This window comes from Hyphococcus aureus (genome assembly GCF_042643165.1).
Classification (GTDB): Bacteria; Pseudomonadota; Alphaproteobacteria; order Caulobacterales; family Parvularculaceae; genus Hyphococcus; species Hyphococcus aureus.
The window spans coordinates 900,390-917,035 of record NZ_JBHRSH010000001.1 but is presented as its reverse complement, the minus strand read 5'-3'; the positions used below and the strand labels follow the sequence as shown (position 1 = coordinate 917,035).

The 16,646-nt window shown below is 60.3% G+C and carries 17 protein-coding genes; 13 read left to right on the top strand and 4 right to left on the bottom strand.

Annotated features, from left to right (window positions below; all coding sequences use genetic code 11):
* The first annotated feature begins 43 nt into the window (after window positions 1–43).
* Entirely contained in the window at window positions 44–868 is an 825-nt protein-coding gene (gene ttcA / locus ACFOOP_RS04300) for a tRNA 2-thiocytidine(32) synthetase TtcA (protein ID WP_379881502.1), read from the top strand.
* Here the strand turns inward: ttcA and ACFOOP_RS04295 are convergent.
* From ACFOOP_RS04295 to ACFOOP_RS04285, 3 genes are all read right to left on the bottom strand, one after another.
* On the bottom strand, window positions 865–1,359 hold the full coding sequence (locus ACFOOP_RS04295; RefSeq protein WP_379879631.1) for a DUF2937 family protein: 495 nt from the start codon (window positions 1,357–1,359) through the stop codon (window positions 865–867). The genes ttcA and ACFOOP_RS04295 overlap by 4 nt on opposite strands.
* A 96-nt stretch (window positions 1,360–1,455) precedes the next feature.
* On the bottom strand, window positions 1,456–2,154 hold the full coding sequence (locus tag ACFOOP_RS04290) for a hypothetical protein (RefSeq protein WP_379879630.1): 699 nt from the start codon (window positions 2,152–2,154) through the stop codon (window positions 1,456–1,458).
* A gap of 54 nt (window positions 2,155–2,208) precedes the next feature.
* Window positions 2,209–3,165, bottom strand: coding sequence for a glycosyltransferase family 2 protein (locus ACFOOP_RS04285; protein ID WP_379879629.1), 957 nt, complete (start codon window positions 3,163–3,165; stop codon window positions 2,209–2,211).
* 238 nt (window positions 3,166–3,403) lie between these two features.
* Here ACFOOP_RS04285 and rimP point away from each other — a divergent pair, with 238 nt between their 5' ends.
* The 10 genes from rimP to truB all read left to right on the top strand — a co-directional run bounded on the left by rimP (window position 3,404) and on the right by truB (window position 14,215).
* Window positions 3,404–3,940, top strand: coding sequence for a ribosome maturation factor RimP (gene rimP, locus ACFOOP_RS04280; protein WP_379879628.1), 537 nt, complete (start codon window positions 3,404–3,406; stop codon window positions 3,938–3,940).
* Window positions 3,937–5,559 carry a transcription termination factor NusA gene (gene nusA, locus ACFOOP_RS04275; RefSeq protein WP_379879627.1) on the top strand — a complete coding sequence of 541 codons (1,623 nt, stop codon included), beginning with the start codon at window positions 3,937–3,939 and terminating at the stop codon, window positions 5,557–5,559. Before rimP ends, nusA begins: the two co-directional genes overlap by 4 nt.
* A gap of 31 nt (window positions 5,560–5,590) precedes the next feature.
* On the top strand, window positions 5,591–6,139 hold the full coding sequence (locus ACFOOP_RS04270; protein WP_379879626.1) for a DUF448 domain-containing protein: 549 nt from the start codon (window positions 5,591–5,593) through the stop codon (window positions 6,137–6,139).
* 124 nt (window positions 6,140–6,263) lie between these two features.
* A complete protein-coding gene (gene infB / locus ACFOOP_RS04265) occupies window positions 6,264–8,900 on the top strand; it encodes a translation initiation factor IF-2 (RefSeq protein ID WP_379879625.1) in 2,637 nt (878 codons plus the stop codon).
* Between the two features lie 28 nt (window positions 8,901–8,928).
* A complete protein-coding gene (locus tag ACFOOP_RS04260; RefSeq protein WP_379879624.1) occupies window positions 8,929–9,435 on the top strand; it encodes a GNAT family N-acetyltransferase in 507 nt (168 codons plus the stop codon).
* Window positions 9,436–9,595: 160 nt separating this feature from the next.
* Window positions 9,596–10,483, top strand: coding sequence for a glycosyltransferase (locus tag ACFOOP_RS04255; RefSeq protein ID WP_379879623.1), 888 nt, complete (start codon window positions 9,596–9,598; stop codon window positions 10,481–10,483).
* A 63-nt stretch (window positions 10,484–10,546) separates the two neighbouring features.
* Window positions 10,547–10,942 carry a 30S ribosome-binding factor RbfA gene (gene rbfA / locus ACFOOP_RS04250; RefSeq protein ID WP_379879622.1) on the top strand — a complete coding sequence of 132 codons (396 nt, stop codon included), beginning with the start codon at window positions 10,547–10,549 and terminating at the stop codon, window positions 10,940–10,942.
* Between the two features lie 312 nt (window positions 10,943–11,254).
* Complete coding sequence (locus ACFOOP_RS04245; protein WP_379879621.1) at window positions 11,255–12,106, top strand: glycosyltransferase family 61 protein; 852 nt, start codon at window positions 11,255–11,257, stop codon at window positions 12,104–12,106.
* Window positions 12,103–13,188: a glycosyltransferase family 61 protein gene (locus tag ACFOOP_RS04240; protein ID WP_379879620.1), complete on the top strand. Its 1,086-nt coding sequence runs from the start codon at window positions 12,103–12,105 to the stop codon at window positions 13,186–13,188. Before ACFOOP_RS04245 ends, ACFOOP_RS04240 begins: the two co-directional genes overlap by 4 nt.
* A 91-nt stretch (window positions 13,189–13,279) precedes the next feature.
* Window positions 13,280–14,215 carry a tRNA pseudouridine(55) synthase TruB gene (gene truB, locus ACFOOP_RS04235; protein ID WP_379879619.1) on the top strand — a complete coding sequence of 312 codons (936 nt, stop codon included), beginning with the start codon at window positions 13,280–13,282 and terminating at the stop codon, window positions 14,213–14,215.
* 186 nt (window positions 14,216–14,401) lie between these two features.
* Here truB and ACFOOP_RS04230 read toward each other — a convergent pair whose 3' ends face one another.
* Entirely contained in the window at window positions 14,402–15,262 is an 861-nt protein-coding gene (locus ACFOOP_RS04230) for an NHL repeat-containing protein (protein ID WP_379879618.1), read from the bottom strand.
* A 198-nt stretch (window positions 15,263–15,460) separates the two neighbouring features.
* Here ACFOOP_RS04230 and rpsO point away from each other — a divergent pair, with 198 nt between their 5' ends.
* A complete protein-coding gene (gene rpsO, locus ACFOOP_RS04225) occupies window positions 15,461–15,730 on the top strand; it encodes a 30S ribosomal protein S15 (protein WP_379879617.1) in 270 nt (89 codons plus the stop codon).
* A gap of 75 nt (window positions 15,731–15,805) precedes the next feature.
* Window positions 15,806–16,567 carry a 3-hydroxyacyl-CoA dehydrogenase gene (locus tag ACFOOP_RS04220; RefSeq protein ID WP_379879616.1) on the top strand — a complete coding sequence of 254 codons (762 nt, stop codon included), beginning with the start codon at window positions 15,806–15,808 and terminating at the stop codon, window positions 16,565–16,567.
* The last annotated feature ends 79 nt before the right edge of the window (window positions 16,568–16,646 follow it).

Here is a 16,646-nt window from a genome sequence, read left to right as displayed (position 1 = left end):
CGACGGCCTTGCCTTTGAAGAAGACCAAGAAACCGGTGCGGCGATGTTGCCGGCGGCTTACGCCAATGCGCCCTCATCGGTTTCGTTCAAAAAACTCAGGAAGCGGCTTTTGCGCCAGACACAAGAAGCGATCCGCCGTTTCGGGATGGACGGTCCGGCCGCGGATGGCGGACCGCAGAAATGGCTGATCTGTCTGTCGGGCGGCAAGGACAGTTACACATTGCTGGCCGCGCTGATGGATCTGAAATGGCAAGGCGCGCTGAAGGCGGAGCTTGTCGCCTGCAATCTCGATCAGGGCCAGCCGGGTTTTCCCAAGCATATCCTGCCTGACTATCTCAAGGGCCTCGGCGTCGCGCATCGCATCATCACCGAAGACACCTATTCCATCGTCACGGACAAGCTGCCCGAGAATAAAACCTATTGCTCGCTCTGTTCACGCCTTCGCCGCGGCATTCTCTATCGCGTGGCGCGCGAAGAGAGCTGCGATGCCATCGTCCTCGGGCATCACCGCGACGATGCGCTTGAAACCTTTATGATGAACATGTTCCATGGTGGGCGGATGGCCGCGATGCCGCCCAAGCTCGTCAATGACGAGGGCGATTTGTTTGTCCTGCGTCCGCTGATCCTGTGCGCCGAAGACGATATCGCCAAATTCGCCGGCGCCATGAAGTTTCCGATTATCCCCTGCAATCTTTGCGGATCGCAGGACGGTCTCCAGCGGCAGGCGATGAAAGAGATGCTGGACGAGTGGGAACGCCGCCGTCCCGGCCGGCGCGAGGTAATGTTCCGCGCGCTCCAGAATGTGCGGCTCTCCCATCTCGCCGATGAGAAGGTCTGGGATTTTGAAGGGCTGACGCGCAAGCCCTAGGCGTAGCGCCGCCCGCCGGTCATCGAGCCGAGCAAGCCGAAGATGAAGCTTGCTCCGCCCCACAGCACCGCAAAACCGCCGCCCGCATAGATAAGCCCGTCCGCAGTTGTCGGAATTGCGGGCTTATATTGTTCGTATACGGAAAGCGTAATGTCTTCGATCTGCGTTTTGGCGAGGACGAGCGGGCGCACCATATCTCCCGCCGCTTCAAGCTCGGCCATATGGACGCGCAACATTTCATAGCGTTCAACCGCCGACACATAGGCCGTGCATAACGCGTCAAGAAGACCTTCCGCAGACTGGCACTCAGCGATAGCGCGGGGCCGGTCATAGCCATATTGGGCTATATTGGCGTCGAATTCTTCAACGATCGGGGCAAGCTCGTCGATGCGCCCTTGCAGGTTCTGCATATATTGCAGCGTGAAGCCTGGTCCCTGACTGCCGATGACGGCGCCAGCGACACCCAATAAAAAAGCTAGAAATCTTCCCACGTTGGTCCCCTCCGGCAGATCAATCCCCAACGCGATCTTGGCCGATTGGCGCGCGAAAATCCAGAGTCGGGGAAGGCGCTGGAATTGTGGGCGTTTTCAGATGCGTGCGCGCTTGCCGGCCGCGAAAAGCGCGGCGAGGCCAGTGAGCATAAAGGGAAGCGCGCCCGGTATCGGCGTCACCAGCACAGGCGGCTCATCAATGCCGGGCGTTGGCCCGTCCGGGCCATTGGTGGTCGGTGGGCTGACGGGGCTTCCCGGTTCGCCGGGCGGAGTGTTGGTCACGGGAGGGAAGGCGCCTGGGATGATCGCGCCGGGATATCCGCCGGGTTTATTGACCGCCCCGCCCTGCATGACGCCGCCGCCCGGCGAGAGCCCGGGCGCCATGGCGAGGCTGAAAGGTGACGGCGCCTGGTCTTCGCCAGTCGCGGAGCCATCCGACACGCCGGAGGGGCCGCTGGAGATTGCGCGCAAAACCGCCTCGCGCAACGCCGCTGGTTTCGCCGATGGCGTGCGCGGTCCGAAAGCGGCGTTTGCATTCGGGCGTTCCGGAGCGGCTTGAATATCGTTTCCCGGTGAGCCGTCTTGCGGCGCCATGGCGAGAGAAATGGGCGCCTCAATCGCGTCAGCGCCTGTGCCATTTTGCAACAGGCTGTCGCGCGCGCCTGAATTGAGGCCCGCCCTGTCGGCGCCGCGCGCCTTGCCTGTCATGAACGCGATAGGCGTTGAAACCGCCGTGATCATCAGGAAATAGATGATCAACGCCAGTATCCCGCGTTTTTTCAGCCTGCCATTCATGGCCCGTTTGTCCTTCACTTGAAGGAACGGACATTCAAGAACGGCGCCTGTTGTCTATGGTTTTTTCGCTATGTCCGGCGGGGTGAAATCGGGGCTCGTCCAGATGTCGAGCGCGCGTCCCCTGGCGGTCTTTTTCGGCGCCTTCAGGGTCAGCGCCCGGGCGTAATTGACCGCGCGTCCGAGGAGCCAGAACAGATTGGCGGCGATCAGCCCAGTGCGCCCGTAATGATCGATGAAGTACCGCGACCGCGCGGCGTAATAATAGCGCGGCAGGGGTTTGTGCGCAGCGGCGGCGTCTTCTATCCCTGAAGATTTCGCCTCGAAATGTTTGACCGACGCCTCTTCGATGCGCGCCGCGCGCCAGCCATTCGCGGCCGCTTTCAGGCCATAGGCGCTGTCTTCGAAATACATGAAGTAGTTTTCGTCGAGGAGGCCGATCTCGTCGATGACTTCCTTGCGGATCATGACGCAGGCGAAGCTGATCCAGTCCGGGGCGTCGGCTTCGCCCTCGAAGATAGGCACCACATGTTCGCGATAGCGGCGATAAAAAAAGTCGAGGCCTGTCGCTTCCACAAACTCGCTGAAGGGCGTGCGTTTGCGAAAGCGGCTTACGGCGGGCGCGCCGTCTTCGTCGAGGATTTGAGGTCCGGCGAGACCGAGCTTTGGCCGTTCTTTCATGGCGTTGAGAAGCGCCGCCAGCGCGCCAGGAGCCGCCAGCGTGTCGGAATTGAGGAGGAGATAGAAATCGGCCTCGCCCGCCTTGATGCCGAGATTATTGCCGGCGGCGAAACCGCCATTGACCGCCGACAGGATGATCTCAACCGGCGCAGCCGGCCGTTGCGAGGCCCAGGCGCTGAGTAAGTCTGCGGAATTGTCAGGCGAGGCGTTGTCTACAAGGATCAGCCGTCCGCCAATCGCCTCAATCTCCGGCAGGACGCTTTGCGCGCTCGCAATAGCGAGGTCGGGCGTTCCGTAATTGAGAATGATGACGTTGAGCGGCGAGCGGGCCATATTAACCTTTTAGAGGGGCGATCCGCCCTGTTTTCCGCGGTTTATATGAAACCGGCCTTAACGAAAGCCTTTGCCGGCGTTCCACAGGGCTTAAATCAGTGACGAGGGGGCTGACAAAGGGCCTTTTCAGTCCTATATACGCGATCAAACGCTAATCGATTTGATAAGCGGGCCCCGCGGGGCCCGCTTTTTCATTACCCCCTCCGCGAATGCGGCGGAAAACCCGAAGGGCCTTATATTGCTGCTTGAAGACCGTCTTGTCGCGCTGATCGAACCCGTGGCCACCGCTGCCGGCTTCGAGCTTGTGCGCGTACGCGTCACGGGCGGCCAGACCAAGACCCTGCAAGTGATGGCTGAACGCCCGGACCGGACAATGAGTGCGGGCGATTGCGCCAAGCTTTCGCGCGCGTTGTCGCCGGCGCTGGAAGAGGCGGATCTGATTGACGGGGCCTATACGCTCGAAGTCTCGTCGCCGGGCATCGACCGGCCGCTGGTGCGGCTGAAAGATTTCCACGACTGGCAGAGCTGGCCGGCGAAGCTAGAACTGAACCGTCTTGTCGAGGGCAGGAAGCGCTTCAAGGGCGTTGTCGCTGGCGTCGATGACGGCAAAGTCGCCTTCGATATTGAGGGCGAAGAAGATACGGCGTTGTTTCCGCTTGAGTGGATCGCCAGCGCCCAGCTCGTCCTGACGGACGAGTTGATCAAACAAACCATGAAGGCGGACAAGCAAGCCCGCCAAGCTACAGGAGAAGATGAGATGGAGACCTCTCAATGAACGCGGTTAGCGCCAACAAGCTGGAGCTTATCCAGATCGCCGATGCGGTCGCACGCGAAAAATCCATCGACAAGTCGCTTGTCATCGAGGCCATGGAGGATGCGCTGGCCCGTGCGGCGCGCACCCGTTACGGCCATGAAACGCTGGTGAAAGCGGAGATTAATCCGAAGACCGGCGAGACCAAGCTGTGGCGTCTTCTCGAAGTGGTCGAAGAAGTCGAAAACGATCAGACCCAGATGGCGCTTTCTGAAGCGCTTCACCGCAATCCGGAAGCTGAAGTCGGCGCGTTCATGTCTGAACCGCTGCCGCCGATCGATTTTGGCCGTCAGGCCGCCATGGGCGCCAAGCAGGTCATCACGCAGAAAGTGCGCGAAGCCGAACGCGATCGTCAGTATGAAGATTTCAAGGATCGTCTCGGCGAGATCATCAACGGCATCATCAAGCGCGTGGAATACGGCCATGTGATCGTTGATCTCGGCAAGGCCGAAGCGATCATCCGCCGCGACCAGCAATTGCCGCGCGAGAATTACCGCAATGGCGACCGTGTGCGCGCCTATATCATGGATGTGCGCCGCGAAACGCGGGGGCCGCAAATCTTTCTGTCGCGCTCGCATCCGCAATTCATGGCGAAGCTTTTTGAACAGGAAGTGCCGGAAGTTTATGACGGCGTGATTGAGATCAAGGCCGTCGCCCGCGACCCGGGCAGCCGCGCCAAAATCGGCGTTTTCTCGAACGATCCCGGCATTGACCCGGTCGGCGCGTGCGTCGGCATGCGCGGCAGCCGCGTCCAGGCGGTGGTGAACGAGCTTGGCGGCGAGAAAATCGACATCGTGCCGTGGAATGACAATGACGCGACCTTCGTCGTCAATGCGCTCGCCCCGGCGGAAGTCACCAAGGTCGTCCTCGACGAAGACCTGAAGCGCATCGAAGTGGTGGTGCCGGACGAGCAATTGTCGCTCGCCATTGGCCGCCGCGGTCAGAATGTGCGTCTCGCCTCACAGCTCTCGGGCTACGAGATCGACATCATGACCGAGGAAGAAGAAAGCGCGAAACGCCAGGAAGAGTTCCGCGTGCGGTCCGAGCTGTTCATGGCGGGTCTTGATGTGGATGACATGATGGCCGGTCTGCTTGTCTCCGAAGGTTTCTCCAAGATCGAGGAGATCGCCTTTGTGGAGGTCGAGGAGCTGATGGATATTGACGGTCTCGACGAAGAAACCGCTGAGGAGCTTCAGGCCCGGGCGCGGGACTTCATCGAGGAAGAGAACAAGAAACTCGACGAAAAACGCCGTGAAATGGGCGTTTCCGACGATATCCTTGAAATGGACGGCCTCGATCTCAAAATGATTGTGACGCTTGGCGAAAATGACGTGAAGTCGGTTGAAGACCTTGCCGGCTGCGCCACGGACGACCTGACCGGCTGGACCGAGCGGGTCGATGGCGAACGCAAGCATTATGACGGTATGCTTGAGAAGTACAAAATCACCGCTGAAGACGCGGAAGATCTGATCATGCGCGCGCGGCTTCAGGCCGGGTGGGTGACGCAGGAAGATCTCGACGCCATGAAGGCGGCGGAAGAAGCTGCGGAAGACGAGGAGGCCGCGACTGACGTCAGCGATTGAAAAAGCCAAGGCCGCTTCCGAGCGGCGTTGCGTGGCGACGGGCGCCGCGCTGACGCCGGAGGAGGGGCTGCGGTTCGTGCTCTCGCCGCAGGGCGAGCTGGCGCCGGATTTTACGGGCAAGCTTCCCGGCCGCGGCGCTTGGCTGACGCCGCAACGGCAGGCGCTTGAAACGGCCCTGAAGAAAGGCGCTTTCGCGCGGTCTTTCAAGCAGGGCGTCGCCTCGCCTGAGGATCTTGCGGGGCGCGTCGAAGCGGGTCTTGCGAAACAGGCGCTCTCTGCGCTTGGGCTTGCGCGCCGGACCGGCGATGTGGCGACGGGCTTTGAGAAGGTCCGCGCCATGCTGGCGGACGGCGCTGCGGCGGCGTTGGTCAACGCCGCGGATGGCGGTGAGGACGGGCGCCGGAAACTGGAAGGCGCCGCCGGTGACGCGGTTGTTGTTATGTTGTTCGAGGAGGCCGAGCTTGCGGCAGCCCTCGGGCGGGAAGAGCCGACGGTTCATGTGGCCGTCAAAAAAGGCGCGGCGGCGCAGCGTTTTCTTAACGCGGCGCGGCGTCTCGAAGGATTTCGAAGCGGCGTATAAAGCCGTGAAACATTAGGGGTTCGCTGTGGACCCCGGCCCTGAGGGGCTGTATGTCGATGGCGGCTTCCCGAACAGGGGTCGCCGCTAAGAAAGGCGCTTCTGAAGAGGCGCATTTGGAGATTGGATGAGCGACGACGTCGAAACTGAAACCAGCAAACCGCGCCGGCCGCTGACGCTGCGCCGCACGGAGACGGGCGCCGTTAAGCAGAGCTTTAGCCACGGCCGCTCCAAGACGGTTGTTGTCGAGACCAAGAAACGCCGCGTCCTGGCGCCGAAGAAGCCCGGCGAGGCGCCGGCGAAGGCTGCTGATGTAAAGGAAGCGCCTGAGAAAAAGGCTGCGCCTAAAAAGCCTGTTGAGGATAAAGCCGCAGCGGCAAAGGCGGCGGCGGCCGCCAAAGCGGCTGACGATAAAAAGCGGGGCGCAGTTCTGCGCACGCTTTCTGCTGACGAAAAACAGGCTCGTGCGGCGGCGCTTGCGACCGCGCGCAAAGAAAAGGCCGAGCGCGATAAACGCGACGCCGCAGAACGGATTGAGCGCGAGGCTCGCGAAGCCGAAGAGCGCAGCCGTCTGGAAGAAGAGCGCAAGCGTCAGGCCGCGGAAGAAGAAAAACGCGCCCTCGAAGCCGAGGAGCGCCGCAAGGCCGAAGAGATCGCCCGCGAAGCGCTTGAAGAAGAAGAGCGCGAACGTAAAAAGCGAAATGCCGCCAAAACGGATGCGCGCGCCAAAGGGCGCGAGGAAGAAGAGCAGAAAGCCGACGCCAGCAAGGCGGCGGATGCGGATAATCCGCTTGCTCAACTCGGCGGCCGTCTCAAGACAAGGCGCAAGGGCGGCGACGATGATCGCCGCGACGCCACGAAGACGAAAGAAGCGCCGCGCCGGCGTTCAGGCAAGCTGACAATTGCGAATGCGCTCGACGACGAGGAGCGCCAGCGCTCCCTCGCGTCGGTGAAGCGCGCTCGCGAACGTGAAAAGCTCGCGCGCCAGCAGCGCGGAGGCGAACGCGTCCTGCGCGATGTCATCATCCCTGAAACCATCACCGTGCAGGAGCTTGCCGCGCGTATGTCCATGCGCGCTGTCGATCTCGTCAAGGAATTGATGACGCAGGGCCAGATGGTCACGTCGAATGAAATTCTCGACGCGGATACGGCGCAGCTCATCGCCGAAGATCTCGGCCATTCCGTGAAACGCGTCGCCGAGTCTGACGTTGAAGTCGGTCTTGAGGGCGAGCAGGACAACGAAGCGGATATGAAGCCGCGCCCGCCGGTTGTCACCATTATGGGTCACGTCGATCACGGCAAGACGTCGCTTCTTGACGCCATGCGTCAGACCGACGTGGTCGCCGGCGAAGCTGGCGGCATCACGCAGCATATCGGCGCTTATCAGGTCACGCTCGGCGACGATCGCAAGATCACCTTCCTCGATACGCCGGGCCACGCCGCCTTCACGCAGATGCGCGCGCGCGGCGCCAAGGTGACGGATATCATCATTCTCGTCGTCGCGGCGGACGACTCCATCATGCCGCAGACGGAAGAAGCGATCAGTCACGCCAAAGCGGCGGGTGTGCCGATCATTGTCGCCATCAACAAGGTCGACAAACCGGACGCCAATCCCAACAAGGTTCGCACCGATCTCCTCCAATATGAGATCCAGGTCGAAAGCATGGGCGGCGACGTTCAGGATGTTGAAGTTTCGGCGCTGAAAAAAATGAATCTCGATGGCCTTCAGGATGCGATCCTGCTGCAGGCCGAATTGCTCGATCTCAAGGCCAATCCGAACCGCCCTGCGAATGGCGCGGTGGTTGAGGCGCGCCTCGACAAGGGCCGCGGCGCGGTGGCGACTTTGCTGGTCGAGCGCGGCACCTTGAAACGCGGCGACATTCTCGTCGTCGGATCGGAATGGGGCAAGGTGCGCGCCATGACCGACGACAAAGGCAAACCCGTCCAGGAAGCGGGTCCCGCTTTCCCAGTGGAGGTCCTCGGTCTCAACGGCGCGCCGGAGCCGGGCGATACGTTCAACGTGGTCGACAGCGAGGCCAAGGCCCGCGAGATCGCGGAATTCCGTCATCGCCAGCGCCGCGAAAAAGCCGCCGCAAAAACCTCGGGCACCTCGCTCGAGCAGATGATGGCACAGCTTCAGGACTCGGAGATCAAAGAACTGCCGATCGTCATCAAAGGCGACGTGCAAGGCTCGATCGAGGCGATTGTCGGCTCGCTGGAGAAATTCAACAATGACGAAGTCCGCGTGCGGGTTCTGCATACGGGTGTCGGCGGGATTTCCGAAAGCGACGTCATCCTCGCCGAGGCGTCGAACGCGCCGGTTATCGGCTTCAATGTCCGCGCCAACAAACAGGCGCGCGACGAAGCTGAGCGGTCAAAGGTCGAAATCCGCTATTATTCGGTGATCTACAACCTGATCGACGACATCAAGGCGACGCTATCCGGCATGCTTGAGCCGGAACTGCGCGAGACCTTCCTGGGCAATGCGGAAATTCTCGAAGTGTTCAACATTTCGAAACACGGCAAGGTCGCCGGCTGCCGCGTGACCGAGGGCAAGGTGGAGCGCGGCGCGAAAGTCCGCCTCATCCGTGACAACGTCGTGATCCATGAGGGTGAGCTTTCTCAGCTCAAGCGCTTCAAGGACGACGTGCAGGAAGTGCCTGGTGGTCAGGAATGCGGTATGAGCTTCGCCAATTACGAAGACATGCGCGCCGGCGACGTCATCGAATGCTTCTCCGTTGAGAAGATTACGCGGACGCTGTAACGCCCGCTTTCGATGACGGAGAAGACCTATGCTCCGCTTTCTTGATCCCGACTGCGACGGGCGGGCGCTGCATGCGATCTTCGGCGACGAAGATTGCTGCACCTATCTCGCCGACCCGGCGACAACGTCTGTCGCTGAAACCGTCAGCCTCCTGAAGAAATGGAATGACGGGACGGAAAATACGACTTGGGCGATTGTCGAGCGTGAGGATGGCGACGCGCTGGGCCGGGCGACGCTGATCCCGCGTGAGCGCGATATCTGGGAGATCGGGATTATGCTCTGTCCTGGCGCACAGGGACGCGGCCTTGCGATGAAGGCCCTTGCCGACATCATTGATGACGGCTTTGACAATCGCGGCGCGCGGCGGATTTTCGCTGATATCGACACCGATAATACGCCTTCCATCCGCCTGTTTGAGCGGCTGGGATTTCAGCGCGAAGGCGTGTTGCGGGGAACCTGGCTCACCCATATCGGCGAACGCGACAGCGTTATTTTTGGCCTTCTTCGATCCGATAAGCGCGTTTGGGCGCGTTAAGGGGCCGACGTGGCGGGGAACCGAACGCCTTCTGCCGCCTTAGGGCAGGATAAGAAATGGCTTTCATTCTGTAAGGGTTACACAAGTGCAACACGAAGAGCGATTGCAGGCTTCAGGGCGCGCCGCTAGTTTCGTTGCGGTATAAGGTATGGGGGAGTTTTTGACCGCACGGTCTCCACATTTCATGTATGTCCTGGTTGCGCCCGGCCCCGGCTATTTTGCCGAAATGGCGGCTGTCTCCGCGACGACGCTCAAACGGGTTACGCCTAATGCGCGGATTACATTCATCACTGACGAGGCGACGGCTGCTCTTGAAACGCCTGCGACGGCGATTCTGCGCGACCTCGCCTCGGACTGGATAGCGCATCCGACGGGCGATTTCTCCCCGGCTATGTCCAGCCGGTTGTTAAAGCTGTCCAGCCGGTCGCTGGTCAAAGGCGATGTTGTCTTTCTCGATTGCGATACGCTGGTCGCCAAGGATCTGACGCCCCTCGCAAACCATCGCGGTGAGTTCGCCGTTGTTGAGGACAAGCCGGAGATGCCTGACCACATTCGCGACTATGCGCAGAAATCGGGGCTTTCCATTCCGGCCCGCTATTTCAACTCCGGCGTGATGGGCATGCGCGACACCCCTTCCGTACATGCGGCTGTCGGCGGCGCGCTTGAAACATGGCGCGCCAGTATGGGCGACGGATTTTATTTCGATCAGGTGTTTCTCAATTCGGCGCTGCATCGTTCCGGGCTTGAGATTGAATGGTTGCCGCCGGCGTTTAATGCGCAAATCTGGGCGAAAACCTATCACGCCATCCGGCCCAGATTGTTTCACGTCTTTGCCGAAGATTTTGAAAATCGCAATGAAACGGTGCTGCATGTCATGGCGAAAGGCCTCAAGCAAAACGGCGCCATTGATGAAGAAGAATTGGCGCGTTTTCTGGAAACCGGAAATCCGTGGACGGAGCTTTCGCGTCCGGGACAATATATTGCCCTGGCGCGCCCCGCATCGGCTGTAGCTTCCACCTTGCGCCTCGTCCTGCGCGGCAAGCTGTAAGGGTTAATGCGCCGATGCGCGAAAACCCTTTTCCTTTGCGGTTGAAACGCCTATTTTCCTCTCATGGCTAATCGATTTTCCAGTAAAAAAGGTCTCTCACAGCGCCAGCTTCGGGCGGGCGAGCTGATCCGTCATGCGCTTGTGGAGATTCTGCAGCGCGAAACACTGCGCGATCCGGCTCTTGCCGGGGTCTCCATCACGATCAGTGAGGTCCGTGTTTCGCCCGATCTGAAGCAGGCGACCGCCTATGCGGCCCCGCTTGGCGGAGGTCATGAGGGGGAAGTTGTGGCGGGGCTCAACCGCGTCGCGCCCTATTTGCGGGGGCTATTGGGTAAAAAGATCGCCATGAAGTTCACGCCGGCCCTGACGTTTGCTGTGGATGAAACCTTTGCCGAAGCGCAAAAAATTGACCAGCTTCTGGCGCGGCCTGACGTCGCCCGCGATCTTGGCGGAGAGTAAGGCCGCATTTACCTTGTTCGCCGACTGTCTGTAGTTTCAGCTTGGTTGATGATCTGTGCTTGAAATAGCGGATAGCGCCGTCTGCTGTGGGGACTGATGTTGGCATTGACGGCCTTTTTGCGGCACTCGAAGATTCAGGTTCCATTGGCGAATCTGCGCAGCCGCGCGGGCAGCTTGTGGCGCGGGGTCTTTTCCGCGATAGGCCGATATCAGCCGATCCCTCTCAGTGAAAAAGAAACTGTATCGGGTGAGCTGGCGCCCTTTAAAGGCGATATTCCTCTTTCCGCTGGTGACGAATTCGGCCAGCGGCGAATGACTTTCGTTACGGCGCGGCCGGTTTTCGAGGAAGTTGAGAATTTGTTGGTGACGCCTCGGGGCGGCGGCTGGAAGGATGGCGTCCTTTTTGAGAAATACAGCGCCCAGAAGCCCGGCCTCAGAATGCTGATGGCCAGCCGCCAGCCAGCGCGCACAGCGCCGGAAGGGTTCTTCATCCAATCGGAACATGTGGACACTTTTGGTGACTGGATGGGGGAATATCTGGTGCCGCTCGCGCAGGTTTCCCGGATTGATGCGCCGGTTTTTTTGCCGGCGGCTTTGGCGGCAAAGGGGTATGTGCAACGCGATGGCGCCCGTCTTGGCGTTGATTTTGTCGGTATAGATAAACCTCTGCTGATCAAGCGTGCAAAGGTGATGCGCCAGAACCGGTTCGTGCGCTATTGGCTGCCAGCGCAGGCCAGCGCGCTCAGAGCGTTGTTAAAGGTCGACCCGGTCCCTCCCGCGCCCGGCTCGCTATTATACCTATCGCGATATGGTGAGCGTTCCGAAGTGGCTGACCGGACACATCCAAATCTGATGCTGGAAGAGCAGGTGCGCGCCCGCGGAGGAACCGTCCTGCGCACCGCAGACGCGTCTCTTGAGGATTATCTAATGGCGGGTGAGCAGGCGGAAACGCTTTTGTATGATCACGGCTCGGCCGCCTATAATATGGTTTACTGGCGCCCGCGCCGCATAATCGAATTTGCAAGCGACGACTGGTGGATGAGCTCTTTCCTGTTTTTCGCGAATGCTTCCGGCGTTCGTGATTACACCATTATCTGTACGGATCGCCCAGGCGCGGCGGAGCGGTTAAACGCAGCGCTTGATGCGCCGGTGGAGGACGCGTGAAGCGGCTGACGAAGACGCTTTCAGCCGTATTGGGGCCTGTGCGCGCTGCAGAGTTGCGCAATGACATCTCCAGTTTCTGGCGTATGGGATTCGCCGCCGTCGGGCGCTATCGGCCGATTCCCGCCGAAGAAATGGAATTCGTTCTCGCCAAGCGGATGACGTATAAAGGCGATGTCCCGGTTCAGATCAAGGACGGCGTCTATGAACAGGGGCGCATGGCGTTTCGCTTGCCCCGGCCTCAGTTTGAAACCGCCGCCGGGCTGACCGTCACGCCCAATGGCGGCGCCTGGCGCGAGGGCTGCTTCGAGGAGCGGTTCAGCGCAGGGCGGCCGGGGCTGCGCCTGCTTCTGGAAAACCGCCGCGCTGCAGAAACGCTGCCTGCAGCGGTTGTCATTCAATGCGCCCATAACGATACATACGGAGATTGGGTGTCAGAATATCTGATCCCGGTTCTGCGCGCGGCTCCCTTATCCGCGCCTTTGCTGCTGCCTGCAAACATCGCGTCGAAACCTTTTGTCGCGCGCGACCTCGGCGTGCTCGGCGTTGACTGGCGGGCGATTGTCCGGCCGATCCATATCGAAAATGCGTGCGTGCTTCGTCAGCAGAAGTTTTTCGTTCATTTCTCCGAAGACGAGGTGAGGCTTTTGCGCCGGGTTTTTGGCGAGCCCGCATCAGAGCCTCGTCGCGGTGGCCTGATCTATCTCTCCCGTCACGGCGAGGGCTCCGATGTCGCGGACCGCGGCTATCCAAGCCTTGTGGTTGAAGCGATTGTTAAAGCCCGGGGCGGGCGCATCATCCGGACAGGCGAAGCGTCGCGTGGAGATTATGTCGCCGCGGCTTTGGATGCGGAAACCGTCATCTTCGATCATGGGTCCGCCTTTTACAATTCGCTTGGCTGGCCCGTGCGCCGCATTGTGGAAATCGTTTCGGACGATTGGTGGAACAATGCTTTCCTGATGCTGTCCCATGCCGCCGGAAACCGGGACTACACGATTATTCGCGGCGATCTGGGCGATGCGCATGTTGAAGATCTGCTCACGCATACGCTCGATGCGCCGCTTGACCTTAGCGCCGCAAGCTGATTGAAAGCCGCCCAATGCCCTCGCCGCCGTCCGATCCGGCGCGTGAGGTGGATTTGCAAGTTGCATCATAGAGAACAGGACCCCCCGAAAGATGGGAAGACGGCGCAATAAAAAGGGCCGGCCGGTTTCCGGCTGGCTGATCATCGACAAGGCGTATGATTTTGGCTCCACCGAGGCGGTGTCGAAGGCGAAATGGCTGTTTCAGGCGCAAAAAGCCGGTCATGCAGGCACGCTCGATCCGCTCGCGACTGGCGTGCTGCCGATCGCGTTCGGCGAGGCGACCAAAACTTCCGGCTATGTCATGGACGCCGAGAAACATTATCGCTTCACCGCGCGCTGGGGTGAGGCCCGCGCCACCGATGACGCCGAAGGCGATGTGATTGCGACATCGGATAAACGGCCGTCGCGAGAGGAAATTGAATCCGTGCTCGGGCGTTTCACAGGTGAGATCGAGCAGATCCCGCCGCAGTTTTCCGCCATCAAGGTGGGCGGCGAGCGCGCTTATGATCTCGCGCGCGACGGGGAGTCTGTGAAACTCGAGCCGCGCCAGGTCATGATTTATGATTTGCGCGTTGTCGAAACGCCGTCTGAAGATGAAACTGTCTTCGAAGCGGTGACCGGTAAAGGCGCCTATGTGCGCGCGCTGGTGCGCGACATGGCCCGCGCGCTTGGCACGCAAGGTTATGTGTCCTCGCTTCGCCGCCTCGCTGTTGGCTGCTTGCGCGCCGAAGACGGAATTACGCTCGCTGAACTGGAGGCGATGGACTCTCTTGAAGACCGCGATGCGGCGCTTCTGCCGATCAGCCACGCGCTCTCCTCCATGCCGCAGGCGATTATAGATGGTCCGCAGGCGGATAAATTGCGCCGGGGCCAGGCGGCGGTCGTGTCGCCTGCGACGGCGAAGGGCGTGCGTGGTGATGCGGCGGGCCTTATTGAGGGAGTTCTTGCGGTCCTCCATGACGAGGCGGTGGCGATTTGCGAACTGGATGGCCTTAAACTAAAACCCAGCCGGGTCTTCAACGCATAAGCTATATGGGCGGGTGCAACAGGGAAACGGCGTCATGGCGCATCACAAACGCAAAAAGCCCAAATCGGGGCGGGCGGGCTGTCTTTTATGCAAGCCCTATAAACGTCAAGGCGCGCCATTGAAGACGCGCCTCAAGGCTTCGGTGTTGCGCAGGATGCGGGTGGCGAACGCCCGCCGGACGGCGCTTTAACGCACAACTTTCCATGCCGTCACCGTGCCCGGATTCCAATTTGGAACGATAACGGTGTCGGCGAACATTGTGAGATCGTTCTGCAATGTTCCGGCCTCTCTGGTGTCGAGGAGTTCTGTTGTTTCGCCTTCCGGTGAGACATAATAGATCGCGCCCGGCCAGGACGAGACGAGCCATCCGCCGCCGGGAACAAGGCCGATGCCGTCGGCGTTTTCCATACCGTTTGCAATTTCGGTCAGATTTCCTTCGGCGTCCGCTGACAGCAGGGAGCCGGATGTCATGGTGCTGATGTAAAGCGCGCCGCCATCGCCGAGAAGGCCGTTCACGCCGTCAAGACGCTCATCTTCAAGCCACAGGGTTGCAGTTTCGCCATCGAGTTTGTGAATGCTCGCGCCCCCGGAATCGGAAACATAGACCGCGCCGTTCCAGACGGTTGCGTCATTCAGGAACCGCGCGCCGTCGATTGCGATCGACCCGGCGGGCTCCCCGGTTTCAGCGCTGAAGATGCGCACCTGATCGATATCGGTGACGTATAAGCGGCTGTCATGGACCGCCATGCCCTTGGGGGCGTCGAGACCTTCGGCGAATTTCTCCGTCACTATCTCGCCGTCTTCAGAAAGGACCGAGATCCAACCCTCACCGTCCTTTCCTGCGCCTTCGCCAACGATGTTGGAGATGAAATACCCGCCCTGCGGGGCGGCGGCGACGCCTTCGGGTGCGTTGAAGCCATCGGCGATCCAGGCTTGCTCCAGGTTCGGCGTCGTCGAGGCGCTGTCGCTGAGGGATTCCCCTGCGTTCGGGTCCGAACAGGCAGCGGTGAATGTAAGCAGGGCGATGGAGAAAAGGCGCATTTTCAACCTCAATTTCCTAATTTTCTGGCCAGTTCGGCCATGGCACGGTCAGCCCTCAGGCGCAAGCCGGCTTGTCGCACAGGCGGGTCGGCTCGCCCTTGCTATCCGTCTCCTTTTCCCCCATAAGCCGCGCACAATTTCGACCCTGCTGGACGGCGTCCCGGCGGGGCCGCCATTTTCAGGGGACGCCGCGGAGAAAAAGACATGTCGATTACGGCTGGCCGTAAGGCTGAACTTATCAAAAAATTCGCCACGAAAGCAGACGACACCGGTTCGCCGGAGGTTCAGGTTGCGATCCTGTCCGAGCGCATTGCGAACCTCACCGAGCACTTCAAAGAGCACAAAAAAGACAATCACTCGCGTCGCGGTCTGCTGAAAATGGTTTCCCAGCGCCGGCGTCTGCTCGACTATGTGAAACGCGGCGATGAAGACCGCTATAAAAAGCTGATCGAAGAACTCGGCCTGCGCCGCTAATCGTTCCGCCCTGCGCGTCTTAGGCCGGCGCGCACGGCGACATCCCTAAATCTGGCCCGGCCAGGAGACGCTTATATGAAATTTTCCGGAACCTCAGCGATCATTACCGGCGGCGCATCTGGCCTTGGCGCCGCGACCGCTGAGGCGCTGGCGAAAGAAGGCGTCAAAGTCGCGCTTTTTGACCTCAATGAGGAAAAAGGCGAGGCGCTGGCGAAGCAGCTGGGTGGGGTTTTCTGCAAAACCAATGTCGCCAATGAAGACAGCGTAAAAGCCTCTATCGCGAAAGCTGTCGAAGCGCACGGAACGCCCTTCATCCTCGTCAATTGCGCCGGTATCGGCACGGCGGAAAAGACCCTCGGTAAAAACGGGGTCCACAATCTCGACCATTACAAGCGGGTCATTGAAATCAACCTGATCGGCACGTTCAACTGCATTCGCCTTGTTGCGGAGCAGATGGAAAAGAACGATCCGCAGGCTGACGGTGAGCGCGGCGTTATCATCAACACGGCGTCCGTCGCCGCTTTTGACGGCCAGATCGGCCAGGCCGCCTATTCCGCTTCGAAAGGCGGCGTTGTCGGCATGACCTTGCCGATTGCGCGCGACCTCATGAATATCGGCATTCGCGTCAACACGATCGCGCCCGGCATATTCTGGACGCCGATGATGGCGGGCATGGACCAGAAGGTTCAGGATGCGCTCGCCGCTATGGTGCCGTTCCCCAAACGCCTCGGAAAGCCCGAGGAATATGCGTCGCTTGCGGTGGAGATTTGCCGCAATGTGATGATGAACGGCGAAACAATCCGGCTCGATGGAGCCATCAGAATGCAGCCGAGGTGAGTTCCCGCGCCGCCCTTACAGAGGCGGCGCTCTCATTTCAGGCTTCATGTAAAGGGCGTCATGCGATCCGCGTATGGCG